This window comes from Brucella haematophila (assembly GCF_005938105.1).
GTDB classification, from domain to species: Bacteria; Pseudomonadota; Alphaproteobacteria; order Rhizobiales; family Rhizobiaceae; genus Brucella; species Brucella haematophila.
Genome location: NZ_VCPE01000003.1, coordinates 253,047 through 279,227, shown reverse-complemented (window position 1 = coordinate 279,227; position 26,181 = coordinate 253,047). Strand labels below are relative to the sequence as shown.

Here is a 26,181-nt window from a genome sequence, read left to right as displayed (position 1 = left end):
GTGCAGTGACGCGGCCACTTACCGAGGAGAGTGTGATGAGTGCAGGCCAGCGGCTTGAGGGAACCCCGGAACCGCATGGGTATATTGAAACGCGTGACGGTCTGAGCATCGCCTATGATCGTTATGGTGACGTAAACAGCCCTGCATTGGTTCTGCTTCATGGGGGCGGCCAGATGCGCGCTTCATGGGACGGGATTGCCCGAAAACTTGTTGATGCCGGGTTCAGTGTCACCACGTTCGATGCACGCGGGCACGGCGACAGTGACTGGTGCCCAATAGGCGACTATGGCCAGCTGAAACTCACAATTGATCTGGAAACGATCCTCTCGAAACTCCACATTCGCAAGCCGATTCTGGTCGGCGCGTCCATGGGTGGAATGACGGGAATAGTCGCGGCAGGCGCCGGACTAGAAGTCGCTGGACTTGTGCTTCTCGATGTTGCGCCCATGACCGAGGAGAAGGGTTTCAATCGCATCCGCTCCTTCATGAGTTCAGCGCCCGATGGTTATGAAAATCTTGAAGCGGTGGCACTTGCCGTTGCCCATTATCGCGGTGAACCGCCGCGCCAGCCAGGACGTGGATTGGTCCGCAGCCTGCGGCAGACGCCGGATGGTCGTCTGCGCTGGCACTGGGATCCGCGTCTGCTTGCCAGCCGAACCGCCGAACTGGAGGGACGGCGCAGCAGATTGTCGGATGCATTGGCGCGGATCGAAAGGCCGGTCTTGCTGCTGCGCGGAGAGCATTCGGACTTTCTCTCCGAGGAAGGGGCGCGGGACTTTCTGAACATCGCCCGCAATGGAAGATACATCTGCATCAAGGGCGCGGGGCACATGGTGCAGGGCGAAGACAATGATCCGTTCATCACCGAGATATTGAACTTCGCGCGTGCATTACGAGATGACGCGCGTCTGGCGTCAGCGCCTTCCTGAAATCGGACAATTCTGTTCTTAAAAACTGCCGGGATCGGAAAGTCGATCCCGGCAGTTTTGGGTGTGTCCTTCATATGGCTTGGCAGCCACATTACGATAGCGGGGAAAGCTTGCACCATTGCGAGACAGCAGATTGCTTCTCGCAGCTTGTTATCAGGCAGCTTCAACCTTGACCGGGCGCTTGAGCATCAAGCCAGTACGGCGCAGCGAGACGACCAGCTCACTGCGTTGATTGATGCCGCGTAGTTCAAATTCGACAATGCCAGTGCCCGGACGAGACTTCGATTCACGCTTCGAAATAACCTCCGTTTCGGAGTAAATCGTATCGCCGAAGAAAACCGGCTTCGGAAATTTCACATCGGTGAAGCCGAGATTGGCAAGTGTGGTGCCAAGGGTCATTTCGTTGACGCCAACACCGCACACAAGTGTCAGTGTGAACAGCGAATTGACAATCCGCTTGCCGTAAATGGACGTCTTGCAATATTCCTCATCCATATGCAGCCACGCGCAATTATAGGCCAGCGCCGAAAAGAGCAGATTGTCCGTTTCGGTTACAGTGCGCGTGATAGCGTGCCGATAGGTTTTTCCAGGTTCGAGGTCTTCATAGTATTTTCCGGTGGCCAGTTCTTCGTAATTGACGGACATGGGCTGTTCTCCTCCAGCAGAATTATTGATGGATCGGCACACGTTTCATCCCTCGCTCAGTCGTCCAGTTGCGACGGAAGGCGAGATATGCAGGCCGTGCGATAAGACTATCGACCGGATCAAAAGCGGCCGTGGCTTGACGATACGATCACTTCTGCCGGTCCCGCAACGATGTTTAGGCAATGTGGGGGCTAACATAGACCCTTCTGTTTTGTGTTATAGGGAACGCCTATAATCTCCCATTCACCTGACGAGCAAAATCAAACTTGCTGCTTAACAATACCCTTTGCCAAAGCATCAGCGATCTGCGTGTCGTCAATTCCCCAGTCCTGCAAAACGGCTCGCGACTGCTCACCTTCGGAAGGGGGAGAGAGGACAAGTTCGCCCAGACTGCGCGAGAAACGCGGTGCGGGAGCGGGATGGGCAACACCATTAAACATCTGGGTCGCGCCTCGGGCCACATTATGCGGATGGCTTGCCGCTTCTGAGAGGCTCAGTACTGGCGTGACGCAAGCATCGGTGCCATCGAAAACGACTTCCCAATTGGCGCGCGTTTTTGTGGCGATTATGTCGGCAAAGCGCTGGCGCAGTGTGAGCCATTGACTACGGTCATTTTGAGCCGGAAGACTTTGCGGATCAAGACGCAGACCTTTGAGAAACTCAACGTAAAAACGCGCTTCAATACAGCCGACCGCCAGCCAACCGCCATCCAGCGTCTGGTAGGTCGTATAATAAGGCGCGCCTCCATCGAGAATATTTCCGCCTCGTTCCGGATTGAGTTTGCCGGCTGCTTGAAATCCGTAAAACACCGTCAAAAGCGACGTCACGCCGTCCACCATCGCCGCATCGACAATCTGCCCCTCGCCTGACCGCTGTGCTTCGTAATGGGCGGCGAGCAGCCCGAATGCTAGATACATCGCACCACCGCCATAATCGCCCACCAGGTTTAATGGTGGCACCGGCGCGTGTCCCGCCTCGCCGATCATCGACAATGCTCCCGTCAAAGCAATGTAATTGATGTCGTGACCGGCGGTCAGGGCAAGCGGACCGTCCGAGCCCCAGCCGGTCGCCTTGCCATAGATGATCTTACGTTGGACAGCGCGGCAGGCGTCATAGCCGATGCCAAGCCGATCCGCGACGCCGGGCCGCCATCCTTCCAGCACGACATCGGCCTTGCCTACCAGCTCCAGAAACAACCCGCGTCCCTCAGGCGATTTCAGGTCGATTGCAACCGAGCGTTTGTTGCGCCCGCGCAGCTCAGCGCTGGTTTCATGGGCGATGCCAAGATCGGTATCGACTGTGCGATCCACCCTGATCACCTCCGCACCCATGTCGGCAAGCAACATGCCGGTGAAGGGAACTGGACCCATTGCGGCAAGCTCGATCACCCGCAGGCCTTTTAGTGGTCCGGTCATAGTCGTTCCTCTCATGAAGTCCGTGAGATGTCTGTTCTCCAACACATAGCCTGCGCTGAGGAACCCATTCTAAAGTGTGGTTGCCAGTCCGCCATCGACGGGGATCATAGCAGCCGTGACATAGGCCGAAGCAGCGGAGGCCAGATAGATCGCGGCGCCCGCCATATCATTCGGTCCCGTCAGGCGCTTCAGCGGAACCGGTTCGATCAGCACCTCTTCGCCCTTTGTCTCTAGTGAGTTGGCCAGCATTTTCGACGGAAACAAGCCGGGAGCAATGACATTGACGGTGATATGCTGCGGCGCAAGCTGTGCAGCCAGATGGGCCGACAGATGGTGCACCGCCGCTTTCGATGATGAATAGGCATAGGTTTCGTGCTTGGGCACATGAAAAGCATCAATAGAGCCAACATTGATCACCCGCGCTGGAGCGCCATGACGACCGGCCTTCGCCAGCATCGGCACAAGGTCACGAATGAAGAAGAAAAGCCCTTTCACATTGAGATCAAAGACCTTGTCCCATCCACTTTCGGGATATTCGGCCAAAGGGGCCGCCCAGATGGTGCCAGCATTGTTGATCAGCACATCCAGACTGCTCTCATGTTGCGACAGATCAGCGATAAATGCCTTGCGCCCTGCTTCCGCAGACAGATCTGCCGAAAGGCCTTTGCAATGACCGAATTCCGACAGGCGTGCAGCGGTCGCGTTCACCTCTTCCGCCCGACGGGCGCAGATATAAACACGCGCGCCAGCCTTTACAAAAATCTCGGCAATCGCCTCACCGATGCCGCGGCTGCCACCGGTGATGACCACGCTTTTGTCGCGCACACCGAATAGTTCTTCAATTACAGACATGATAGGCCCTCAATCACTCAAACAGGTTCTGCTAGTTTTTCGGTCGCGCTTTCGACAACACCGCGCGCGAGATAGTCCTGCAATTGGGCATCCGAGAGCCATTCACGCAGGACTTCGGTTGTTCCATCGCCAATCTCGGGTGCGGCACCAGGAATATGCGGACGCGCACCACCAAAGCGCCACGGCGGACGAACGAAGCTCTGGCCATCCCGCGGGGTTTCCAGCAAATCCAACCACTCCGTCTGTGGGTGGTATATCGCTTCAGCTATCGTCAGAACCGGCGCGAAAGGCACATCCGCTGCTGCCAGAATGGCTTCCCATTCAGCACGGGACCGTTTGAGAAATTCCGTTTCCATAAGGGTTTTCAGCTGAATATAATTGTCTATCCTATTGGGAAACCGCGCAAATTCGGGCCGCGAGATCAGATCTTCACGCCCGATCGCGCGCGCCAGCGCCTGCCAGAACTTCTCGGACGACGACATATGCAATGTGATCGAACCACCGCTAGCTGTGGCAAGACAGAAATTCTGCGCCTGCGGATGGCGGCTGGATCGCGTGGGCACAATGTCCTCATCGAAATGCTGCACAACCGCATCCACAGTCAACACCGACATGGCTTCAAGCAGCGAAGTCTCCACCACACGTGTACCCGCACCTGCCCCCGTATCGCGCCCAACCAGCGAAGCCAGAATTCCCATTGCCGAAACCACGGCTGTCATGAGATCCGCCACGCAGGTTCCGGACAGGCGGGCATTACTCTCATCGTTCATGATTGAGTAAAAGCCAGACATGCTTTGGCCTATGGAGTCATATGCTGCGCGATCCCGGAAAGGACCGCCGTCACCAAAACCCGAGACCGAAGAATAGACCAGCCGTGGGTTCAGCGCTAGGAGCGCCTCACGGCCCAAGCCCATCGCTTCCATTTTACCCGGACGCGAGTTTTCCATGAAAACATCGAATTGGGGCACCATCTGCTTGATCAAAGCCACACCTTCGGGCTTTTTCAGATTGATGACCACCGACCTTTTGCCAACATTATACTGACGAAAATATTTGGAACCGGTGCCAATACCCCGTCGAAATGCCTCACCCTTTGGCGGCTCGATCTTCACCACCTCGGCTCCCAGCGCACCCAATAGCGCCGAAGCATAGGGCCCCGAAATATAGGCCGTTGTATCCAGTATTCTCAAGCCTTTAAGCGGAGATGCCATTGCTCTCATTCCCATATTGATATGCTTGCCAAGGTGTTGGAAGCCCCGGCTATTCCAGCAGTCGGCGCGCAATCACCTGCGCTTGGATTTCACCGGCGCCTTCGAAAATGTTCAGAATGCGCGCATCGGCCAAAAGTCGCGAAATGACGTATTCCTGCGCAAAGCCGTTGCCGCCATGGATTTGAAGTGCACTATCGGCGGTAGTCCACGCCACGCGAGCAGCCAGCAGCTTCGCCATGCCCGCTTCCAGATCACAGCGCTCACCACCATCTTTGCGGCGCGCCGAATAATAGGTGATCTGACGCGCTGCCATGATCTCAGCAGCAGCAACCGCCATCTTTCCCGAAACTCGCTGGAAAACTCCGATCGGGCGACCGAACTGCTTGCGCTCCTGACTGTAACGCATGCCCTGCTCCAGTGCAGCCTGAGCCACGCCCACGGCACGCGCCGCCGTTTGAATGCGCGCGCTTTCGAAGGTTTGCATCAATTGCCGGAAGCCCTGACCAGTCACACCACCAAGAAGATTCTCAGCCTTGACGTGGAAACCGTCGAAGGACAGCTCATATTCCTTCATGCCGCGATATCCGATCACCGGAATTTCGCCGCCCGTCATGTTTTCAGACGGAAAGTCCTCCGTTTTTGTCATGGCCTGCTTTTCAGCCAGCAGCATCGAAAGGCCGCGATGATCCTTGGAACCGGGTTCAGTGCGCACGAGAAGCGTCATCATGTTGGCGCGTGCGGCATGGGTAATCCACGTCTTGTTTCCGGTCACGCGCCAGTCACCCGCCGCGTCCTGTTCTGCCCGTGTGCGCAGACTACCAAGATCAGAACCCGTGTCCGGCTCAGTGAACACCGCTGTCGGCAACACCTCGCCAGACGCCAGCTTTGGCAGCCACTTTTCTTTCTGAGCGTCAGTACCACCACCAATGATCAGCTCGGCAGCAATTTCAGCGCGCGTACCAAGGGAACCCACACCGATGTAGCCGCGGGAAAGTTCTTCCGATACGACAACCATCGATTCCTTGGGGAGCCCCATCCCTCCCCATTCTTCCGGAATCGTCATCGCAAAGACGCCCATTTCGTTCAGATCCTGAATGACCGAATGCGGGATCAGTTCGTCTTTCAGATGCCACTCATGGGCGTGAGGGATAACTTTATCTTCCGCATAACGGCGGAAGATATCTCGCATCATGTTCAGCTCTTCACTCTGTCCGGTCGTGCCGAAGCTGGCAACCGGACCCGCATCGACGATCAGCCGGTAAAGGGCTTCACGCATCTCCGGCGTGGAACCGCTGGCGATAAGTTCTTTGGTCGCATCAGCTGGTTCCCACTCGATACCAAGATCGGCAATGCGGGCATATTCGCCCTGCCACATCGGAATACCGCCGCGAATATGGTTGAGATATTCACCAAAGGTCACCGACAGGATCGCGCTATCGATCTCAGTGAATTTTCCTTCCGTCGACAGATTGCGCGCCCAGCCCGCCATCTGCTCGAGCGCGCGGGCGTAGGTTGCAAACCATGCCAGCGTGTGGGCGGCATGTTGCCGCGCATCGAGCAACCGATTCGAAATCTTGCCGTTTTCGGCCAGTTCGTGCTTCAGCTTGTCTTGCGCGCGCACCGTTAGTGCATTGACATCCGCCACCGCCGCTCCGGCGCGGGCAACAAGGAGATCACCTGTCAGGCGGTTCCAGCTCATATCGTTCATGACAAACTCCTTAGACAGGGTCCCACGGAAAAACGTCAGCCGAGACATCCGGCTTGGCAAAACTGCTGCGAAGTGCTGGCAGGCCGTGGCCAAGCAAACTCTCCTCATCCCAGCCCTCGCCGCGATGAACGGACCGGATCGGACGAATCTGGTTCATGAGGAACAGTTCGTTGTTGCGCACCGAGAAAATCTGGCCTGTGATGTCTGCGGTTTGATCGGAAAGAAGTGCGTTGACCAGCGGCACGATTTTCTCGGGCTTCATCTGGCGCAAACGATTGATGCGTTCCTCCTGTTCAGCGCTATCGGCCTTGATGTTGGAGGTCATTCGGCTCCAGGCGAACGGCGCGATGCAATTTGAGCGCACATTCCAGCGTGCCAAATCCAGCGAAATCGATTTCGACAAGGCCACCATTGCGAGCTTTGCAGTGGCATAATTGGCCTGCGCAAAATTGCCGATCAGACCGGAGGTCGATGTCATGTGCAGAATGGAGCCCGAATTTTGTGCCCGGAAAACATCGGCAGCAGCGCGGCTCATGTTGAAAGCGCCATAGAGACTGACCTTCAACACCGCATCAAAATCAGCAAAGCTCATCTTGTGGAAGAACCCGTCGCGCAAGATGCCTGCATTGTTCACCAGACCGTCAAGACGACCAAAATGATCCACTGCGGTCCGCACGGCGGTTGCGGCCTCGTCAGGCTCGGCAACGGAACCAGTCGAAGCCACGGCCTCGCCGCCAGCGGCGATAATCTCATCAACCACCCGGTGCGCGACACCCACATCCCCGCGCTCGCCCTGCAAGCTTGCGCCGATGTCATTGACGACGACTTTTGCACCGGCTTTCGCGGCACCAAGCGCAAGCGCGCGGCCAATGCCACCACCCGCGCCCGTAATCAAAACTACTTTGCCCTCAAGCATCGCTTATTTCCTGACTGGATCAAAATGTCTGTGTAAGTTCGGGCAAGATGGCAAACAGGTCACCCACCAGGCCGTAATCGGCAATCTGGAAAATCGGCGCCTCTTCGTCCTTATTGATCGCCACGATAATCCTGCTGTCTTTCATGCCGGCGAGATGCTGGATCGCGCCGGAAATGCCAACAGCTACATACAACTCGGGCGCAACCACCTTACCGGTCTGGCCGACCTGCCAGTCATTCGGCGCATAACCGGAATCGACCGCAGCACGGCTGGCGCCGACAGCGGCATTCAGCTTGTCCGCCAGCCCTTCTATCAAGGCGAAATTCTCTTTCGAGCCCAACGCACGACCACCCGAAACCACTATCCTGGCGGCGCTCAGATCGGGTCGCTCTGAGTGAGCGAGACGATCCTCAACCCATACAGCGCTGACTGTATCGGGGCCTGCACTCACCGCCTCAATCTGAGCGGACGCTCCCTCGCCCACTGGTCGGAAACTCGCGGTGCGCAGGGTAAAGACTTTTACCACGTCTTTCGAGCGAACCGTTTCGATGGCGTTGCCCGCATATATCGGTCGCGAAAAGGTATCGACGTCATGTATCTGCATCACATCCGTCAGCATCATGACATCAAGCTTCGCCGCCAAACGTGGAAGCAAATTCTTTGTCGATGCGGTCGATGGCGCTGTTATATGACTGTATGAATGAGCTAGCATTTGGAGCAGTGCTACTGCCGGCTCAGCCATCTGCCGTGCATAGGCGGCATCATCCGCCACCAGAACTTTGGTTACGCCGTCAAGCTTCGCCGCTTCCACGGCTGCTTGCTCCAGACCCTGCCCCAGGAGCAGGAGATGCACCTTGCCCAAAGCTTTCACACCGCTGAGCGCTTTCGCTGTTGCGTCTTTACCGAGCGTGTTGCCGGTTACATCTGCAATAACCAATACTGTCATCTGAACACACCTGCTTCATCTTTCAACTTGCTGACTAGCTCGGCCACAGAACTCACGCGAATACCGGCCTTGCGCGCGGCGGGTTCAACCACCCGCAGCACTTCAAGGCGTGGGCTGAGATCAATGCCAAGATCTTCTGCCTTGATGACATCCAGCGGCTTTTTCTTGGCCTTCATGATGTTGGGAAGCGACGCGTAGCGCGGTTGGTTCAAACGCAGATCAGCGGAGATAACGGCAGGAAGAGCCATCCGCAACACTTGGAGACCGCCATCAACCTCGCGGGTTACCACGACGCCACTGTCCAGAAGTTCGACCGCCGAAGCGAAAGTTGCCTGTGGCCAGTTCAGCAAACCAGCGGTCATTTGGGCAGTCGAGCCAAGATCGTCGTCTATCGCTTGCTTGCCGGCAATGATCAGATCCACGGCTTCGCGCTGTGCGATTGCTGCGATCACTTTAGCCACAGCCAATGGTTCGATGCTGCGCCCACCATCGGCTTCCACCAAAATCGCACGATCAGCACCCATAGCAAGACCGGCCCGCAACACTTCTTGCGCTGCTCCTGGCCCAACGGACAATAGGATAACTTCGGCAATCTGGCCCTTTTCCTTATGCCGGATCGCCTCTTCGACGGCGATCTCATCGAAAGGATTGATCGACATTTTGACATTGGCCAGATCGACCCCGGAGCCATCTGGTTTGACCCGTACTTTCACGTTGTAATCAATCACGCGTTTGACGGGGACGAGAACTTTCATCGCTTATTCCCTTTCCCAGGCACAGCACCCGAAACCACTGCACTGGATGTCATGCGGCTTCCGCCTGCATGCATGGTTTGCCGAATTGTTGTGTGTGAAGACCAAGTGCACCGCCTTCCTTTTGCTCAAAGCGGATCGCAAGTGGTACGTTAGCGAATGCTGGCGCAACGCCGCGGAAACTGAAGCGACGCAATGGACGCCCGAGAACATTTGCGGCTTTCGCTGCCAGCAATGTTGCCTGTAGTGGCCCATGCACGACCAATGCCGGATAGTTCTCCTCGGCCTGCGCGTAGGGCAGATCGTAATGGATACGATGACTATTGAAGGTCAGTGCAGAATACCGAAACAAGAGCCGCGAATCCGGCAGAAAATCGCCTTCTTCCCGCGCTGGAGCAGGTGGCAGGACTGGAGTTTCTGCCGCCTGCTCTGCGGGGCGATAGACGATATCCTGCCGTTCCCTGATGTGCAGTTGGCTATCGACATAAATCTCGTGTTCGACAGTGACGAAGACCAGACTACCCGAGCGCCCGGACTTCTCTTTCACATCCGCAATACGGGAAAGACGGGTGAATGCCTGACCAGCGCGCAGGGATTGATTGATTTCCAGCGCTCCGCCAGCCCACATCCGGCGCGGCAAGGGAATAGGCGGCAGAAAGTCGCCCTTTGGCGGATGTCCATCCGTACCAAGCGTATCCGTCGGATAGGTCTCAACCCCGGCGCACCAATGAAATCCCAACGGCAAGCTGCCCGATGGATGATCCAGACCCAGCGTCGCATCAAACCGGGCAATGGTCGCCGTATCAAGCACGCCATCGCGACTGACTTCGCGGCCGATATAGCTTGCCCAAGGATCAGGCTCGGACATGGCGCAACTCCTGCTTTAGAACAGACAAAGGCAAGCGGGCAGGCGAAGGCCCACGCTATAAACGCTGTATCTGCTGATAGTTTCTCCTCCAGTCCGGTGACTGGTCCCTAGAAGTAGGTCTAAGCGAACCCGTGCGTTTTGACCAATAGGCATATCCGATAGACAGACAAAGCCTTGGCTATGTGCACGATGAGCAAGAGGAACATGGGCTGCCACTTAATGCAGTCATTTACCGATTAGAGTGAAAAAAGGCACCGTTCTTATGGTGCCGCCAACCGGGAAATCGGACACACGTACTGCGATCATCACCAGCACAAAGGTTTGAACAATCGGGCCGAGAAATATCATCGACCGACAAGACGGCGAGAACGGGTCATGAAGCGTTTCAAGTCAGCACGACACTTGGAGCGTTCCGCATCCATTTACGACCCGATCTACAGCCTTCATCATTTTCCCCGCGAGCGCTTCACCTCTGCCACTCACCGCGAACTGCGCAAAGCCACCAACACTGTCTGGCGCGATATCGCTGGCCTGTAAACTGCCCAATCACGACATAATAGATCAACACGCATCTGCACACAGGTTAAGGTTACGGTGCCGTTGAAACAGCTGAACTGCGTTGGCGAAATCTGTGTCTGACGCTGACAGACCGATAAGCTTAGTTGGTATTTCGCGTGAGGGTAAATTTTGTTTTATGAAATCAGAGATTATTTCGGGGGCACATCGAGTGGATGCAGGTGTATCGGGCAGCATCGAAAAATTTTAATGGACATCTTCCGTGATCGGTTTTGTTAGCCTAGTATTGTCTTCCGCCGACAGCCATTCTCTCGTCTTTCGTCTGGCGTTGGAAAATGCCTTTGCCGTTGGGCGATGTGCTGATTGCCAGTCAGGTCATCGGATTCTGACGACCAGAATGGGGCCGTTTTCTGTCCGGCAGCTTCACGCTAGGAACAGGGCCAGAGCGGACGTTCGAACCCTCGAGAGATTAACCGGATCCGGCCTATTCATGTGTGAGGTCCCCAGTTCCGACCAGCTTCAGTACGATGGGGGCTGGAAGGTCTGCGGCTTTGGCAGACGTGATCCGCGGGTCCCCTATCGGGCAGCGGAAGAACTCGAGAAAAAATCGGTAGGCTGTCCAATTGCAGGCAGCGTGAAGATCGTTGTTCGTTGAACCTTCGATTCTCGTCGCAGATGCGCATCTCATCTCGCCTTTGGCATAGTCGAAAACAAACGCGGCGGGAGTAACTGCCAACATCTTCTTGCACTGTCCCAACAGTTCGTTTCGTTCCTTGGCGCTCATCTGTTCACCCGGCTCATGTCGCTTAGCCTGCACAAGGACTGCCTTCGAATATGTCTGCAGGGGCGTGTCAACTCGGACGTGGATGATCATGTCGGCGCCAATGCGCTTCTCCTCCGCGGCCACCCATTTGCGATGACGCAGTATCGAACTCGACCAATTGAGCCCACCGATGTCACTAACACTTTCTGCGGAGAATTCGGCATCGAGACTGCCTATCAGAACACCGGTCAAATCGTCCTCATCGGTCACGAGACCGTCGCGGTATTTTGTCATCGCCTTGGAGACGGCTTGCTCGGCAGAGTGGGCTGCAGTCCGCATCGCATCGTGAAAACCCATTTAGCGTTCTGTCGGCCTTTCATCCGTTTACAATAAAGCGCCTATCTGTGACGCATCCCACTACCTGAAGCCTTTTGGAAGGGAGGATCGACTCCCTCGAACAACGCTGAGCTTGTAGCACGGAAATGCTTTGCCTCAAGCCGGCAATGGTTTCCTAGCGACAAGATTGGGCCACTGGCGGACGGTCCGATATCCGGAGACGAGCCCACTCAGGCGGACAGTCATAATTCTGTATCCGAGAGGCTTCTGAATCTGGAATCGAAAATAAAAATCGAATATTTGCGGCGCATCGAATTGTGTGACTGTGGCGTACTTAACAACAATAGTGGGTCCAAGATCGGCGGTAGCCCTCTGCCGGGTTAAGGCTGCATTTGGTTTGACCTAGAACACAGTACCAACTTTGCCGATCCACGCGTCATTGCGACATATAGGTTCTTGGCATCAAGCTCATGAGCTTCGAGGATGACGCAAACGTCGGCTTCAAGACCTTTAAGCAGCAGGGTGCTACCTACGGAGCGTTTGGCGAGAGGGCGTCCTATGAGGCGGTGCTGTTCTCGTATTCGGACCGCGGCATCGTAGAACGTATTGCCGTCCGTACCGTCGCATTGCTCGAGTGCTTTCACGCAGGCACGAACAACGGCAGGGCGATGCTGTCGTACACCGCCTAGCTTGTTAATTTCCACTATCAGATTGGCCGCTGATTTCGAGGATGGATTGGCGCAGAAAGAAAGGGCGGCCTGTTCGGCATCGGAGGCGGCTTTGCGTGCGGTTCCATTTTGTAATGAGCGGTCGCGCGCAATGAGGTCGGGTGTGCCGACATTGGTCATGACCTCACCGGCGAAGGTCGTGAGCTTCACAAAGGCGTCAGTTGCCCTGAAGTCAAAACGTTTCGCAAAATCAACAAAATCTCGCAGATCGACATTTTCGACGGTGACTGCGCCAGGTGTACGGCTTGCCATATCCCGCTGACTTTGCGGGCTGGTGCTGCGTCCGATAATCAGCACGCGACCCTCAGCTGTCGGAGGTGTCGTCCGTGCCGCCCGCATCTGCCTCACCATGTCCTCTGTACCATCCAAATGAACCCAGCAAAGCTCTGCGGGGGCAGTGGTAAGATCTATCGCTTCGCTGTTCAGAAGCTTTTTGCGCACCTTCAACAGCCAGCGCCCAAAATCTTCTTTGCCGGCGTTGATCCAACGCCACGGCGTTTCAAGTTCACCGGAAATGGGGAAATGTTTGCATACATACTCATCCCAACTCGCCAGTTGATCACTTCCAAAACCGAAGATGGCCTGCATGGGATCGCCTAACACACAGGTCGGCAGCGTTTGCGCCGCATAGGCGACGACGGCATGCTGTCGAATTGAGCAGTCCTGATATTCATCGACAATCAGGCGTTCATAACTCGCTGCGAGGACCTCGTTGATATGTCCGGCCTTCAGAAGATTCATGGCGGCGACGCGGATATTGGGATAGTCGCTTCTGGCGTTCGCCAGTTTCAGAATGTTCGGGTCGTACGCACCACGTTGCGGAAACATGGAGATGAGCCTCATGGCCCACCCGTCTATGGTTGAAAGTCTATAGGCATTATAGGGAACGCCGGCTCTGTTGCAAATTTCGATTTTGGCCAAAAAAGACGGTTGGTCGGGACGACGGTTACCTGGCAGCTTGACGATTTTCTAGACTCTGAGTGAGCAGTGCTACAGCCTCCGTCAGTGCGCTCGGTCCGATGCCGAAAGCCCGTTCAACGATGCGGGCTTCTCCACGGACATCGCCGGTGAGATTGAAAATCGCTGCTTGGCCCTTGCGTAAGGCGCGCATCACCTCGAATCCCTTGATCGTTGCGTACGCCGTTTTCAGCGTCTTGAATCCTCTCACAGGCTTGATCAATTGTTTGAGCTTGCCGTGATCGGCCTCGACGACATTATTCAGATATTTGACCTGCCGGTGTATAAGCTCTCCCGGGCATTTGCCTTCGACCTTCAGTTCCGAGATCCCGATCCCGTAGGTCGGCGCCTTATCGGTATTGATGACCGTTGGCTTTTCCCAATCCTTCAAGCCATTCAAAGCCTTGCCGAGAAATCGTTTGGCTGCTTTGGTATTGCGTGTCGGCGACAGATAGAAATCGATCGTGTTGCCGAACTTGTCGACGGCCCGGTACAGGTATGTCCATCTACCGCGAACTTTGACATAGGTTTCATCGACACGCCAACTCGTCGATTGCGGCCGACGCCAATGCCAGCGTAGTCGTTTTTCAATCTCTGGCGCATATTTCTGCACCCAGCGATAGATCGTGGAATGATCAACAGGCACGCCCCGTTCACCCATCATCTGTTCAAGATCCCGGTAGCTGATCCCATAGCGGCAGTACCAGCGGACAGCCCAAAGAATAATTTTTCCCTGAAAATGACGCCACTTGAAATCGCTCATGAACAGCCTCGCTGAAAATCTTCGGCGTTCTTTCCCCGATCTGCCGTTTTTTTTGCAACAAAGCCCGATCAATCGCGGCGCAGCCTACCAGTACTTCGCCCGCATCACCGATGCTGACGGCGTCAGAGTTTCTCCAAGAGCATTTTCCAAAGCTCTTGGACCATCGTCCTCCCAGACCGAAACCAGCGAATTAGATGTGCCCAGATCAATCCCAACAATCGCCATTCTGCAATCATCCATTCAGTGTCAGCATCAAACAGCGTTGACATCACAACTTTAGAAGAGTTCGATTCACGTTGAGTTACTTTTAGGAGAAATGCTTTATGTCATCATCCATATCCAAAATAGCGCCAGATAAAAAAGCGGAATCACCAAATTTTTCAGATTCTTTAATCAAACGATCTCTTAATGATGAAACATCCACATGAAACCTGCGAACCAAGTGTCCTATGGCATGAGCACATGCCGCGATAACATCTTCATCACGCTGGTCCAAACTCCTTTCAATCACTACTACAATTTCATTATGATCGTCGGAGTAAAGGGACGCGCCGATAATTTCCTTTGCGTTCATTTAAACTTACCTTGCTAAACGACACCAGCACTGCGAAACGCTATTCTGCATCCGCCGGAATAGCTCCCTATTTGCCCGGGAACGGATGTACCAAAGGCGTCGCGGTTACCAACAACGAGATGAACCTGGAGGGGTCCTTACTGCGCCGAGAGATATTTCATAAGCTTAAATTTAAACTATCAGCCGATCGAAACTCAGGAGATGATGTTGAAATTACATCCAGACAAGTCCAACCAGTAATTAATCTGAAATGCTTGGTATCACAATATACTGCCTTAAATGCATCTGACTGTTGTTTCCAAAAACTTGAATCTTTAACCTCATAGGCGAAATGTTCCGGGATCAAACCAACATTCATATCATCTTCGTATTCCGTACTCAATGCCATCTCATCAAGTATTCTAACGATCTCTACCTGTTCAAACCTAACTTCCGCACATTTATTCCCTTCATCTTGCATAGAAAAATATGAAATTAATTCCTTTCCCACCCAAACCAATTTCAAAAGATCGCTTTTGCTCGACTGAATATTCATTCCTATTTCTATAGGTATATATATAGCCATATTTTTATCTCTTACTTTTCGTTCACTTTAGCGAAAACTTTACTGTCTTTCCATCAGGGCCAACATATTGAGCACCATTTCCGCTAGTCGAAGACCTCGTGTAGATCGTATAGCGAGAGGTCCCCTTGCTTAAAACAGTAAAGCTTCCGTTTTTGCTAGTACCTGAACTGACAACTTTATAACCGTTCGATATAAGATTGTTCTTGAACTGGTCTGCCGTAACATTCGTATTCACGTTGGGCTGCTTAGCGCTCTTAACCGTGCCATCCGTCGCAATCGCTGTACACGTGGCTGCGTTCGCGTGAGCAGATGGAACAATCCAGCTGAATGGACTAAAGTTGCTCGAAGCATGCCCGGTGCAATCGCGTAAGCCTGCGATCACTTTCGGGTCCTTCATGTAAGGTTCTAGCTTACGCGCGTCCGCACGTTCTTGTGGTGATAGGTCACCATTCGCCAGCATGCGATCAAGAACCTGACCTAGTACCTGCGTAACCTCCGCCCCCGCCTCCAACGCCGCCTTGACCGAGGTATCCGACAGATAATACTCGATCTCGACATGCTTATCCTTGGTGATCTCGTAAGCTTTTTTGGGCTCGCGGTTGAGGGCAGCCAGGTCTTCGGTCTGGCCGCTCGCTTCGAGATCTGCCTGTTTGTCCTTGTCACGGATAATGATCTCACCCGGTCCGACGGTAGCGCGTACTTGCTGGCGCGTATCGTCGAGTTGGTACGTACCCTCGGCAGTTATTCGTGGCTGTGATGTCTGATCCGGCTGCTGTTCCTTGTTGCCGTCAGCATCCTTCGGCGTCAGGTCGATATTGGCCTGAATATCGAAGCCTTCATATTTCTTCGAGCCGGAGAAGTCCTCATGCGTGAGCGTACCCGTATCGAGCTTCAGATCACCACTTTCGGAGATGATCTTGCCTGCGCCCAGATGCGTGTTGCCCTCGACGGTCAGATCAACCCCGCTCAATTACGTCACAGGCTTCCTCGATAGCTGGCAAAGCATTCAAACCTTTTCAAATCCAACCTGAACCCATATCGCTGGTAAATTTTTTCATTGGCCTCAACATCAATCTTATATGCCCCATACATAAGGGGGTCTTCATCCGGAACACATAAGGTTTCCCGAAAGAACTGGAGATCACTTTCTTCAAGCTGCAACATCGTCACTAGCTCATCGCGGTCCCGATGAAACAAATCAATCACCAAACAAATCGCCATTCTGCTCGCCTCAAGTCTTCGTTGTTCTTCCGGGCTTTGGTGGTTTAGTTTGCTCACCCGTTTTCGGATCGAACTCTCCTAAATGCTTCTTGCCCGTCTTGTCATATTTTTCAAGAGCACCGTGCTGGTAATCCCATTCATAGATGTTGCCCTTCTTATCGGTCCAACGCTGCCGTCCTCCCAGTGGTTTTGATGGCACTAAATCAGGGAAGCCTGTTATTTCCCCCGCCGTTTTGGGTGGCGGAAAATATTTTTGATCGCCATTCCCACCGCTAGAGTTCATCACCACGCTCGGTATACCTGCATTGGTGAGTACATAACCCATGTCTTTCAGCTGGCCCGGCGTCATCGGCCGCGTGCCGATCATACCACTGGTAAGGCGAACAGCACCGCCGTCGTCATAGGTCTCAATCGTCAGATTTGCCGTAGTGCCATCGGGGTAGGTTACGAGAATTTGCCGGATCGGCTGGTCGCCCTTGCCAGTAATCAGTACAGTGCTCCCGTCTCCGGCAGTGAACTTCTGATTAATGTCCGTTCCTGCAGCCGTCGTCGACGTCAGAAGAAATGCACCAGCTAGCCCTGCGATTGTTACCCCGGTCGCACTGATCATTCCCCGTACGACACCGGTCAACTGGTCATAGTCAGCCAGACACGTTCCTGCCTGCGTAGGAGAGAAATACTTGATCTGCCCATTTACCGGAATTGCACAACCTGTCTGCGCGTGAGCCGAGGGTACAATCCAGCTGAAAATACTGAAATCGACAGCACCATGTTGCTGGGCACATTGCGCCAAGGCTGCTCGAACATTCGGGTCATCAAGAAACGGAAACATCTCTTTAGAAAGTGCTGCCTGTTCCGGTGTCCGCTTGCCATCCTTGACCATCTGATCAAGGGCATTACCGAAAGTTTCGGCCAACGTCTGGCCTGCCTCCAACGCCGCCTTTACCGAGGTATCCGACAGATAATATTCGATCTCGACATGCTTATCCTTGGTGATCTCGTAGGCCTTGTCGGGATCGCGGTTGAGCGCGGCGACGTCTTCAGTCTGGCCGCTCGCTTCCAGCTCCGCCTGCTTGTCCTTTTCACGGATGATGATCTCGCCCGGCCCGAGGGTAGCGCGTACTTCCTGACGTGTATCGTCGAGCTGATAGGTGCCTTCAGCCGAGTTCTTTGGCTGAGAAGTCTGATCCGGCTGCTGCTGCTTGTTGCCGTCTGCATCCTTCGGCGTCAGGTCGATATTGGCCTGAATGTCGAAACCTTCATACTTCTTCGAGCCAGAGAAGTCCTCATGGGTAAGGGTGCCGGTATCGAGTTTCAGATCACCGCTTTCAGAAATGATCTTGCCAGCACCAAGATGCGTGTTGCGCTCGACATAGACATCCATCTCGCCCTTGGAAACAAGACCGGATTGTTCGCCGATCCAGTTGGTTTCGCCGGAGCCAGTCCCAAAGCCCGGCGAAACACCGGTAACCTTCGGTGTTCCACCGCTCAATGAGCCGCTCACGCCGAATGAGGACGACTCGTTCGAACTTTCACCTGTGTCAGGAACCGAGATGATGTTGAGATCGCGCCCGACATTGGCAGTAATTGTCTCACCTTCGACAACTGCACCCTTCAGATTGGTGTCGCGACCAGATTCAATATTGATATCGCCTGTACCGGTGACGTGGCTGTTAACCTGCGTCGTGCCATTGCTGTTCGACTTACCCGAACTACCGTTCGCACTTCCGGTCCAGCCCCCGGTCGTGCCGCCAAGTCCAATCCCGACAGAATAGCCAATGCTTGCGCCAGCTGATTTGCTGGACGAAGATGAGCTATTCGTCGCCTGCGCGCTTTCCAGATTGATGTCGTTACCAGCTTTCAGGCTGATATCGCCAGCACCGCCGGACAGCAGACCATTTTCGTCATAGCCAGCAACGATCTGTGCGCCATGGCTGTTGATGTCGCCCGATTTGGCTTCAATGGATACGCTGTTGCCGCCGCGAATACCTGTCACAACCGGTATCGAGCTTTCGGCATTTTCCTTCGATTTCGAATATTCGAAGCCTACCCCGATGGAGGCTGAGGCAATATTGCCATAGTTGCCGTTGGCATCCGGCATCACCATAGATGAGAGATTGTTGATCGCATCATAGGCTTTCAGTCCCGCAAAGCCCGCATTGGCAGCCGAATAGCCATCCGACACATTGGCAACTTTGCCTGCAGCATCTGCAATGCTCTTGGCCGAACTGACCAGACCGGTAGAGACTGTAGCGGTGATCCCGGCAAACAGTTCCTCATGCATATGCTCGTAGTTGGTCTTGTCCTGTGCGGCCAGAAGATTGACATCGCGCTCCGCTGTAATGGCGACATCGTTGTCGGCTTCAACTGTGGCGGCCTGAAGGTTCGCATCGCGCCCCGCATTGATTGTGACATTGTTGCCAGCCCGCAAACTGGAGCCCGCATTGGTTTCCGCGCCCTGCCGGGTTTCGTCTTTCGACGAACCGAAACCAATACCGATGGAAGCGCTGCCTTCGCTCGACTTCAGCTGAATGCCAAAGCCCGAACGCTTTTCCTTGTCCTCGGAAGCATAGCTTTCCGCGCCCGGCAGGATGTTGACGTCACGCGCCGCATCGAGTGCGATGTCGCCGCAGTCCTCGCAGGACTTGCCCGCTTCCACTTTCGAGCCGACAATGTTGACGTCGCTCTCACGGGCCTTGATCGAAACATCACCACCCGCCGAGAGCTCGGAGCCGACATTAGCAACAATGCTTTCCTTGCTACTATTTTCTTCCTTGCCCCAGACTGAATAGAAGCCGCCGCCGGAACCGGCACCCAGCCCGGACTTTTTGCTAGAGGATGACGCATCATGCCCCTCCTGCGCGCCGATAATGGAAACGCTATCGCCTTCGATGGCGATATTATCGCCCGCTGTGACTTTCGATCCAGAGATCGCAACATTGTCGCCAGCATTGAGGTTGACATTGCCGGATGCACCAAGCTCGGATGCAATGGTCGTTTCGTCATAGGCGTGGCCCTCGCCGCTCGCCTTCGAGAGCAGCCCGGACTTCGATTTGGACGTATCCGTCTCGGTCGTGTTCTTACCGGAAGCGATGATCAGATCACCACCTGCATCGATATTCAGATCGGCCTTGTTGTCTGCTGTACCGGCCTGAACCTTCGAGGCCGAGATGGTCGTATCCTGGCCGGAACTGATATCAACACCGCCACCGCCGCTGATGGATGAACCGAGAGCTGTTTCCGTCTCGGTGCGGCTATGGGTTTCCTTACTCGAGAATATGCGCTTCGAACTTGTGTCGACCTCTAGATAGCTCGTATCGCGGGCTTCAGCGATCGTGACATTGTCCGTTGCACTCAGATCGACCTTGCCCTTGGCGTCGATCTTCGAGCCAATAATGTTGAGGTCGTGCGCATTATCGGCATCCGATTTGTCGCCTGCTGCAACGGTGACCGAACCGCCGGAATTGATCTCCGAACCGATATGAGTTGTCGAACCCTGTTTGACTTCCGAGCCGTTGGTTTCTGTGCGCTGCTGCGCGACAGTGATATTGATGTCGTCCTTGGCCTCCAGCGAAACGTCTCCGTCCGCACTGACCTTCGATCCAGAGATCAGAATATCATCGCCAGCTTTGACGTTGGTATCGCCACCGGAAGAGAGGCTGGACCCTGCCGCCCAGGTCGAATCCGTTTGCGACATGCGGGTGCCAGCAACGCCGTTGACCTTTTTATCCACCCCTGCCGCGACAACATTGACGGAACCCTGCTCGGCCTCAATGTCGAGATTGCCTTTTGCAGCCACATCCGACCCGATGATGTTCACGTCGTCTGTCGCGGTAATCGTCGTATCACCGCCCGACTGCACAGTCGTGCCGATCACATTATCCGAACCATTATTGGTTGCTTTCGCCGTGTCGAGCGTCACGCTCTGCCCGGTCAGGCTAACATCGCCACCAGCGTTAACCTCCGCGCCACGCAGTGTGAGTGCATCGCCCGCGGTAAGGCTCGCATTGCCACCGGCCTGAACACCACTGCCGGATTTGACGAAGGTCTCGCCGCCGATCTGCATCGTTCCAGCCGCAATCGTGAGGCTTTTGGAAGCATTGAGCTGAAGATTATTGCCAGCATTAAAGCTGCCGCCCGTCGCCGTAATATTCGTCGCCGCGAGCTGCAAATCCGTCTTGGCTAAGATCATGCCCGAATTGTTGACGTCGCCGACATTCATATTGACCGTATCGCCGGAGATGATGGCACCGGCAACGGTCAGATTGGCTTTGTCAGCATCTGCAATGTAGACAGTCGGGACCAGCACCTCGATGCCGTTGATCGTCTTTTTCTCATACCAGACCATCGTCTCTGTTAGATTTGCGATGAGGTCAGGCGAAAGCTTTTCTCCAATGGTCAAGCCATTGGCCGCTGCAAAATCAGCGCCGCGATCCAGCAGAACCTTCATTTGCTCGATTGTATCGCTACCGGGAATGAACGAGCTAGCGCCCAGTCCCTGATTGATCAACTGCCTTAGCTGCTGATCGACAAGCTGGTTTTCAAAATAGGCGTCGCCCAGGAAGGGAACGGAATGATCGGGATTATAACCGACACGATTGATGAAATAGCCGGAGCCATAGAACTTACCGACGTCGAGGAACTCAGCACGCGTCTCGTATAGAAAGACCTGTCCGGGAATGGTGCCGCCAAAGCCGCCGGAATTGGGCTTCGGTGCGCTAGATCCAAGCGCAGCGATGATTTCCGCAGGCGATAAAGGTAAGCCGCCCGCTTGCAGACCATTACCCGAAACAGAAATGCCCTTTTCGGCCAGCAGGTTGGCGATTGCCGGGTTTGGCGTGAACAGCGCGCCTGCAGCAGTCAGCCCGTTGAGCGCTGCGGTCGGATCGCTGCTGGAAGGTGCGGACGAAAGCTGTGCCCCACCAGCAATAGAACTCGTGGCAGCGTTCGAATTGACGCTGGCAAAGCCGCTAATGTCCATATTGCCAGCGGCTTTGATATTGCCAAATGCTCCGCCGACAATTGTCTGGCTCGTGACGCGTGAATTGCCTTTATCGAGATCATTGACGGCGTCGTGATCGTCATTTGCATCGTAAGCCTCGCAGCCGCCTGTCGCTTCGCAGGTCGATGTGACGGTCTGATAAAGCGCCACGCCCTCATTGTTGAGCACAGAACCAGTCAGCTTCGCATTGCGACCTGCTTCAATGGAGCTATAGGCATTGTTCTGGATCGTGGCATCGATATTGAGATCACGCCCTGTCTGAATCAAAGCCTCAGGCGAAAGAGCGCTATCGAACTGCTGCTTGTGAATTGTCTGGCGCATCTGGGTGCTGTCATCCCAGGCAAATGTCCAGGCAAACGCGTCGTTTCTATTGACGATAATGACTGCCTTGCTTTGCAGGTCCGGTGTCAGAATAATGTTGCCGTCAGCATCCGTCGGGTAATTTTCCTTCAAAAAGCGCTTCATCGCTTCGACGCCGTGAAGGCTGTCACCCCAATTCCAGGGTACATTCTCTTCATAGGATGCGAGGCTGCGCGTCCTGTAGGATGTTCCATCCGCAAATGTAATGACGCCATAAAGCTGGCTCATCCATTCCAGACCCGCATAGTCTTCGCCCGGATAGAGATTGAGCGGCGCATTGGTATCGGAATTGACGAAGATGTGCCCGAGCGGCTTACCCCAGGTGGCCGGGTTGAGCACAAATTTGGATATCTCGTTGTCGGCGACAACAACAGTGGACCAGGTCGGCGTAGAAACTCGCCTGTTGGTCAGATTGGCTGTCGTGATCGTGGCATCGCGCCCAGCCTTAATGAGACCGGAAACATTGGTAATGGAATTGTTGCGTCCGCCAGCCGCATTCGCGGCAATGGTCAGGTCATTGCCGATAAGGATTGCGCCCTGATCGTTCAGCAGATCGCCTGCAACATAGAGGCGACCATTTTGCCCTGCATAAACAAGGCCGCTCGGTGTGTTGGTAAAGTTGCCCGAGATGTTGAAGGTCAGATTGTTGTTGGCGGCGAGCTGTCCGGTGTTGGAAAGCGACGCCAGCGTCAAAGTGAGGTCATTGGCGGCAAGGAGCGCGGTGGCCGATGTCGTGGTTACCGTCGATGCTGTGATCGCGATGTTGCCGGTGCCGCCATCTGCAGTCACTGCCCGAATTTTTGCGTTCGAAGCGTTTGCAGAACCCGAGAGGTTCAATGCAATGCCGCCGAAAGTCAGCGTGGAATTGGTAAGGTTAGCGCTGGCCGCATTGACGATCAGCGTTCCAGCAGTCGCAAGCCTGGAGCGATTGTTGCTAAGATCAAGGCTTTGCAGCGTAAGGGCAATATTGCCCTTCGCGACGGTATTCTTGTCGAGGCTGATTGTCCCCAGAATCGCATTGAGATCGGCAGAGGCAAAACTCTGCAAGCTGCTATAAGAGATATTCTGCTGGGCCTTCGCCTTGAGATCGCCACCGCTCAGCAACTGATCAGCAGTGATCGAGCCACCAGTCGCTCCAAGGGTCATCTGGCCTGCACTGGCCGTACCCGTTTTCAGGATAAGAGAACCACCCGCAGTGGTCGCACCACCGGATTGTTCAGTGGCAGCAAAATCCACGCCGGATACAAGCGTTCCGACATTGATCGCACTGGCATTGAGCGTCGCGTTGCCACCTGCCAGCGACTGGCCGGACAAAGTGAGCGTGCCGCCTGCAGTCAGGTTGAGGTTGCCATGTGCAATCGTGTTCGCCGAAAGATTGCCGCTTGCCGACGCTGTCGTACTACCTGACGATAGAAGACGGGTTGCGGTGACGTTACCAGCTGTAGCCGTAAGGTTAAGCGTATGCGCGGTGCTACCTGTTGCGATATTGCCCTTGGCCAACGTAACCAGATCCACGCCTGCGACGACCGTGCCGATATTGATCGCCGGGCCCGTCACAGAAACATCGGAACCGGACAGCAATTGACCACTGATCGTCGTATTGCCTGTAATCGTTGCCGTGTCGTTGCTGGTAACATTGGCTGCAAGGAATGTCCCGGCATTGACCGTCAGAGACCCCGCCGACAGCAATGTTCCAGCATCGATCCGGCCGCTCGCCGTGAGGACCGTTTGCCCGGCATTAAGGACAAGTGCGCCGCCCGCCTGTTCTGTCGCCATGAAGTCGACACCGGAAACAAGCGTTCCGATGTTCATCGAGCCCGCCTTGAGCGTGGCATTGCCGCCTGCCAGAGACTGAGCGGAAAGCGTGAGCGTGCCGCCCGCGGTAAGATTGAGGTCGCCGTGCGCAGTCGTATTGGCGGAGAGGTTGCCCGTTGCAGTGGCAACCGTGTCGCCGGATGACAGAAGACGCTGCGCTGTCAGATTGCCAGCCGTCGCCGTCAGATTGAGCGCATGGGCCGCGTTTGCGAGAACGACATTGCCCTTTTCGAGCGCTGCCGGATCGACACCGGCAACAGCCGTGCCGAGATCAATGGAAGTCCCCTTGATGGTAATGTCAGAACCGGACAACAGCTGACCGCTGATCGCCGTCGTGCCGGAGATATTGGTCGTGCCATGACTGGTGACATTTGTGGCTTTGAATGTAGCCGCATCAGCAAGAACATTGCCCGCCGACAAAAGCGTGCCGACATCAATCGTTCCGGCTTGCGCTACAAGTGTTGTGTCTCCAGAATTTCCGACGACAATGGCACCATTGGAGGACTTGCTTGCAGCAAAATCGACGCCGGAAATGATAGCGCCAGCCTTGATGTTCGCACCCGTGACGCTGATGCCACCGCTACCCAGCAACTGGCCTGAAACATTCGTATCGCCCGCAATCGTAACGATGCCGTGGCTGGTCACGTTTTGGGCTGTAATCGATGCACCTGAAAGGTTCAGGTTTCCGGCAGAAAGCAGCGAAGCAACATCAACACTCCCCGTAGTCGCAAGGCGCATGTCGCCCGTCGAACCAATCTGGATAGCGCCATTGGCCGCGTTTGTTTTGGCAACATCAACACCGGAGACAACATTGCCCGCTTTCAGCGAACGCGCGGAGGCAACAAGTGCACCACCAGACAGAATGTCACTGGTCGCGATGTCAGTCCCGGCGGTGAGCGCCATATTGTTGAAGCTGACAAGCGAGGCAGCGCTGATCGCACCCGATGTGGCAGTGATATTCAGCGCGCCGCCACCCGCTTTGCCAGTACCAGACAGTGCGATGTTGCCGGATGCTGTGGTCAGACTGGTCGAACGATCGGCATTGACCTGGCCAGCTGTAATGCCTTGGCCCGCCTGAAGGTTTACATTCTGTCCGGCAGAGATATTCCCTGTTGCAATCGCACCAGACGAAGTCAATTCAATATTGCCGAGGGATGCAACATCCGCACCCACGGAAAGCAAACCATCGCCATTACCCAAAATGACATCTTCGTCGGCGGATACTGCTTCCAAAGTAATGCCTTTGGCTGCTTTCACGACCACACGTTTTTTCGACGTTACCTTTTTGGCTTTGACCTGCCTGCTCTTCGACTGGATGGAAACACCATCACGACCGGATGCATTGCCAAGCGATATCTTGCCATCGGCAGAGAGCGTCAGCTCACCTGCGTTCGCGGCCATATCATTGCGCATGCGTACGCCAGCACCCTTGTCGGTGACGACGATCTTGATCCGGTCCGCTTGCATAGCACCAAGAGCCGAGCCATCGATGGCGAATTCACCCGCATCGTCGGCACCGTCCAGAGCAGTGGCTTCACCGGTAGCGTAATTGAACTTCTGACGCCCCGCAGAAAGGCGCAGATTCTTGCCATTGACCGGACCGTCGATTTGAATGCGACGTGACACAATATCGAACAAATCAACAGCACCGTCGCCCGAGGCAAAATTACCGCCCTTCGACCCAAAGGTGACGTCGCCGCCCTGAACCGTGAAACCAGAGAGCCGCCCTGTGCCGTCAATGTCCGGCGTGCCTGTCGTCAGCGTTGCGCGCGGCGTGTTGATAAAGCCGCAGCCATCGCATGTGATGCCGTTCGGGTTGGCAATGATAACATCGGCGCGACCGCCGAACACTTCTGTGGCACCCTGAAGCGCCGAGCGATTGCCGCTCGTCACTTCATTCAGGATAACCGACGCAGGACCACTATTCTTCAGATTGGCATTGCCGGGCGTAACACCACCGAGTTTCGAAGTGCCAAATTCCCCATTATGGTTGTTGAGGATCAGGCCCGGATTACCGACATTGAAGTCGTTATACTTGTTATGTGACAGTCCCTGCCCATTCGGCGTTACGATATCGACGAGCGGCACACCATTTGGCGCGGCCCCGACGCCCGGTTGATTACCGATAGGCGCGCCTGTGTCGGGCGCAACCTGCGCCTGAACCAGCATTGGCTGGAAAACCAGAAGCCCACTTAAAAGTGTGGCGACAGACTGACGAGCAATCCGGGCTGTGAGACGCAAGACGCGCCTACCAGCTCCAGAGCTTGCTTCGTTTAAAACCGATGCGCGGATAGATTTGCATTTCATCAGTCTGTTCCTCAAAATCTCTGGTGAGGTGA

At 54.9% G+C, this 26,181-nt stretch carries 19 protein-coding genes and 1 pseudogene; 3 read left to right on the top strand and 17 right to left on the bottom strand.

Annotated elements, in window-relative coordinates; genetic code table 11:
• Window positions 1-35 precede the first annotated feature (35 nt).
• Window positions 36-929 carry an alpha/beta fold hydrolase gene (locus FGI60_RS06480; RefSeq protein WP_138784443.1) on the top strand — a complete coding sequence of 298 codons (894 nt, stop codon included), beginning with the start codon at window positions 36-38 and terminating at the stop codon, window positions 927-929.
• 153 nt (window positions 930-1,082) lie between these two features.
• Here the strand turns inward: FGI60_RS06480 and FGI60_RS06475 are convergent, their stop codons facing one another.
• The 9 genes from FGI60_RS06475 to FGI60_RS06435 all read right to left on the bottom strand — a co-directional run bounded on the left by FGI60_RS06475 (window position 1,083) and on the right by FGI60_RS06435 (window position 10,242).
• The gene (locus FGI60_RS06475) at window positions 1,083-1,574 is read right to left on the bottom strand and encodes a MaoC family dehydratase (RefSeq protein ID WP_138784442.1); all 492 of its coding nucleotides are present in this window, start codon (window positions 1,572-1,574) and stop codon (window positions 1,083-1,085) included.
• A gap of 260 nt (window positions 1,575-1,834) precedes the next feature.
• Complete coding sequence (locus tag FGI60_RS06470; protein WP_210238416.1) at window positions 1,835-2,989, bottom strand: CaiB/BaiF CoA transferase family protein; 1,155 nt, start codon at window positions 2,987-2,989, stop codon at window positions 1,835-1,837.
• A 69-nt stretch (window positions 2,990-3,058) separates the two neighbouring features.
• On the bottom strand, window positions 3,059-3,841 hold the full coding sequence (locus FGI60_RS06465) for an SDR family oxidoreductase (protein WP_210238415.1): 783 nt from the start codon (window positions 3,839-3,841) through the stop codon (window positions 3,059-3,061).
• A gap of 17 nt (window positions 3,842-3,858) precedes the next feature.
• A complete protein-coding gene (locus FGI60_RS06460) occupies window positions 3,859-5,052 on the bottom strand; it encodes a CaiB/BaiF CoA transferase family protein (RefSeq protein WP_171058713.1) in 1,194 nt (397 codons plus the stop codon).
• A gap of 49 nt (window positions 5,053-5,101) precedes the next feature.
• Window positions 5,102-6,751, bottom strand: coding sequence for an acyl-CoA dehydrogenase family protein (locus FGI60_RS06455; RefSeq protein WP_138784646.1), 1,650 nt, complete (start codon window positions 6,749-6,751; stop codon window positions 5,102-5,104).
• A 19-nt stretch (window positions 6,752-6,770) separates the two neighbouring features.
• Window positions 6,771-7,676: an SDR family NAD(P)-dependent oxidoreductase gene (locus FGI60_RS06450; protein WP_138784439.1), complete on the bottom strand. Its 906-nt coding sequence runs from the start codon at window positions 7,674-7,676 to the stop codon at window positions 6,771-6,773.
• 19 nt (window positions 7,677-7,695) lie between these two features.
• Window positions 7,696-8,622, bottom strand: a complete 927-nt coding sequence (locus tag FGI60_RS06445) for an electron transfer flavoprotein subunit alpha/FixB family protein (RefSeq protein WP_138784438.1) — start codon at window positions 8,620-8,622, stop codon at window positions 7,696-7,698.
• The gene (locus FGI60_RS06440; RefSeq protein WP_138784437.1) at window positions 8,619-9,377 is read right to left on the bottom strand and encodes an electron transfer flavoprotein subunit beta/FixA family protein; all 759 of its coding nucleotides are present in this window, start codon (window positions 9,375-9,377) and stop codon (window positions 8,619-8,621) included. Before FGI60_RS06440 ends, FGI60_RS06445 begins: the two co-directional genes overlap by 4 nt.
• A gap of 49 nt (window positions 9,378-9,426) precedes the next feature.
• Window positions 9,427-10,242: an FAS1-like dehydratase domain-containing protein gene (locus FGI60_RS06435; RefSeq protein WP_138784436.1), complete on the bottom strand. Its 816-nt coding sequence runs from the start codon at window positions 10,240-10,242 to the stop codon at window positions 9,427-9,429.
• 300 nt (window positions 10,243-10,542) lie between these two features.
• On the opposite strand from FGI60_RS06435, the pseudogene FGI60_RS26735 reads away from it, so the two are divergent.
• Window positions 10,543-10,779: pseudogene (locus FGI60_RS26735) on the top strand (IS6 family transposase); the annotation flags it as partial.
• Window positions 10,780-11,242: 463 nt separating this feature from the next.
• On the opposite strand, the gene FGI60_RS06430 reads toward FGI60_RS26735, so the two are convergent.
• The 3 genes from FGI60_RS06430 to FGI60_RS06420 form a co-directional block, all read right to left on the bottom strand.
• The gene (locus FGI60_RS06430) at window positions 11,243-11,878 is read right to left on the bottom strand and encodes a hypothetical protein (RefSeq protein ID WP_138784435.1); all 636 of its coding nucleotides are present in this window, start codon (window positions 11,876-11,878) and stop codon (window positions 11,243-11,245) included.
• 359 nt (window positions 11,879-12,237) lie between these two features.
• Entirely contained in the window at window positions 12,238-13,428 is a 1,191-nt protein-coding gene (locus tag FGI60_RS06425) for a UvrD-helicase domain-containing protein (protein WP_138784434.1), read from the bottom strand.
• Between the two features lie 103 nt (window positions 13,429-13,531).
• Window positions 13,532-14,305 (bottom strand): IS6 family transposase, encoded by a 774-nt coding sequence (locus FGI60_RS06420; RefSeq protein WP_138784433.1) that lies wholly within the window; start codon window positions 14,303-14,305, stop codon window positions 13,532-13,534.
• Between FGI60_RS06420 and FGI60_RS26850 the strand changes: the two genes are divergently transcribed.
• Entirely contained in the window at window positions 14,304-14,585 is a 282-nt protein-coding gene (locus FGI60_RS26850) for a hypothetical protein (RefSeq protein ID WP_445433035.1), read from the top strand. The two genes, FGI60_RS06420 and FGI60_RS26850, sit on opposite strands and share 2 nt — an antisense overlap.
• Before the next feature lie 27 nt (window positions 14,586-14,612).
• On the opposite strand, the gene FGI60_RS06410 is transcribed toward FGI60_RS26850, so the two are convergent.
• The 5 genes from FGI60_RS06410 to FGI60_RS26400 all read right to left on the bottom strand — a co-directional run bounded on the left by FGI60_RS06410 (window position 14,613) and on the right by FGI60_RS26400 (window position 26,149).
• Window positions 14,613-14,879 (bottom strand): hypothetical protein, encoded by a 267-nt coding sequence (locus FGI60_RS06410; protein ID WP_138784431.1) that lies wholly within the window; start codon window positions 14,877-14,879, stop codon window positions 14,613-14,615.
• Window positions 14,880-15,036: 157 nt separating this feature from the next.
• The gene (locus FGI60_RS06405; protein WP_235889750.1) at window positions 15,037-15,444 is read right to left on the bottom strand and encodes a hypothetical protein; all 408 of its coding nucleotides are present in this window, start codon (window positions 15,442-15,444) and stop codon (window positions 15,037-15,039) included.
• 22 nt (window positions 15,445-15,466) lie between these two features.
• Entirely contained in the window at window positions 15,467-16,414 is a 948-nt protein-coding gene (locus FGI60_RS06400; RefSeq protein WP_138784430.1) for a hypothetical protein, read from the bottom strand.
• A 5-nt stretch (window positions 16,415-16,419) separates the two neighbouring features.
• Window positions 16,420-16,665: a DUF7683 domain-containing protein gene (locus tag FGI60_RS06395; protein WP_138784429.1), complete on the bottom strand. Its 246-nt coding sequence runs from the start codon at window positions 16,663-16,665 to the stop codon at window positions 16,420-16,422.
• A 10-nt stretch (window positions 16,666-16,675) separates the two neighbouring features.
• A complete protein-coding gene (locus tag FGI60_RS26400; protein ID WP_235889749.1) occupies window positions 16,676-26,149 on the bottom strand; it encodes a hemagglutinin repeat-containing protein in 9,474 nt (3,157 codons plus the stop codon).
• Window positions 26,150-26,181 lie beyond the last annotated feature (32 nt).

What these genes read in the sequence shown, in the direction of transcription:
- FGI60_RS06480 (WP_138784443.1), top strand. Translation starts at nt 36, where the DNA reads ATGAGTGCAGGCCAGCGGCTTGAGGGAACCCCGGAACCGCATGGGTAT.
- FGI60_RS06475 (WP_138784442.1), bottom strand. Translation starts at nt 1,574, where the DNA reads ATGTCCGTCAATTACGAAGAACTGGCCACCGGAAAATACTATGAAGAC.
- FGI60_RS06470 (WP_210238416.1), bottom strand. Translation starts at nt 2,989, where the DNA reads ATGACCGGACCACTAAAAGGCCTGCGGGTGATCGAGCTTGCCGCAATG.
- FGI60_RS06465 (WP_210238415.1), bottom strand. Translation starts at nt 3,841, where the DNA reads ATGTCTGTAATTGAAGAACTATTCGGTGTGCGCGACAAAAGCGTGGTC.
- FGI60_RS06460 (WP_171058713.1), bottom strand. Translation starts at nt 5,052, where the DNA reads ATGGCATCTCCGCTTAAAGGCTTGAGAATACTGGATACAACGGCCTAT.
- FGI60_RS06455 (WP_138784646.1), bottom strand. Translation starts at nt 6,751, where the DNA reads ATGAGCTGGAACCGCCTGACAGGTGATCTCCTTGTTGCCCGCGCCGGA.
- FGI60_RS06450 (WP_138784439.1), bottom strand. Translation starts at nt 7,676, where the DNA reads ATGCTTGAGGGCAAAGTAGTTTTGATTACGGGCGCGGGTGGTGGCATT.
- FGI60_RS06445 (WP_138784438.1), bottom strand. Translation starts at nt 8,622, where the DNA reads ATGACAGTATTGGTTATTGCAGATGTAACCGGCAACACGCTCGGTAAA.
- FGI60_RS06440 (WP_138784437.1), bottom strand. Translation starts at nt 9,377, where the DNA reads ATGAAAGTTCTCGTCCCCGTCAAACGCGTGATTGATTACAACGTGAAA.
- FGI60_RS06435 (WP_138784436.1), bottom strand. Translation starts at nt 10,242, where the DNA reads ATGTCCGAGCCTGATCCTTGGGCAAGCTATATCGGCCGCGAAGTCAGT.
- FGI60_RS06430 (WP_138784435.1), bottom strand. Translation starts at nt 11,878, where the DNA reads ATGGGTTTTCACGATGCGATGCGGACTGCAGCCCACTCTGCCGAGCAA.
- FGI60_RS06425 (WP_138784434.1), bottom strand. Translation starts at nt 13,428, where the DNA reads ATGAGGCTCATCTCCATGTTTCCGCAACGTGGTGCGTACGACCCGAAC.
- FGI60_RS26850 (WP_445433035.1), top strand. Translation starts at nt 14,304, where the DNA reads ATGAACAGCCTCGCTGAAAATCTTCGGCGTTCTTTCCCCGATCTGCCG.
- FGI60_RS06420 (WP_138784433.1), bottom strand. Translation starts at nt 14,305, where the DNA reads ATGAGCGATTTCAAGTGGCGTCATTTTCAGGGAAAAATTATTCTTTGG.
- FGI60_RS06410 (WP_138784431.1), bottom strand. Translation starts at nt 14,879, where the DNA reads ATGAACGCAAAGGAAATTATCGGCGCGTCCCTTTACTCCGACGATCAT.
- FGI60_RS06405 (WP_235889750.1), bottom strand. Translation starts at nt 15,444, where the DNA reads ATGGCTATATATATACCTATAGAAATAGGAATGAATATTCAGTCGAGC.
- FGI60_RS06395 (WP_138784429.1), bottom strand. Translation starts at nt 16,665, where the DNA reads ATGGCGATTTGTTTGGTGATTGATTTGTTTCATCGGGACCGCGATGAG.
- FGI60_RS26400 (WP_235889749.1), bottom strand. Translation starts at nt 26,149, where the DNA reads ATGAAATGCAAATCTATCCGCGCATCGGTTTTAAACGAAGCAAGCTCT.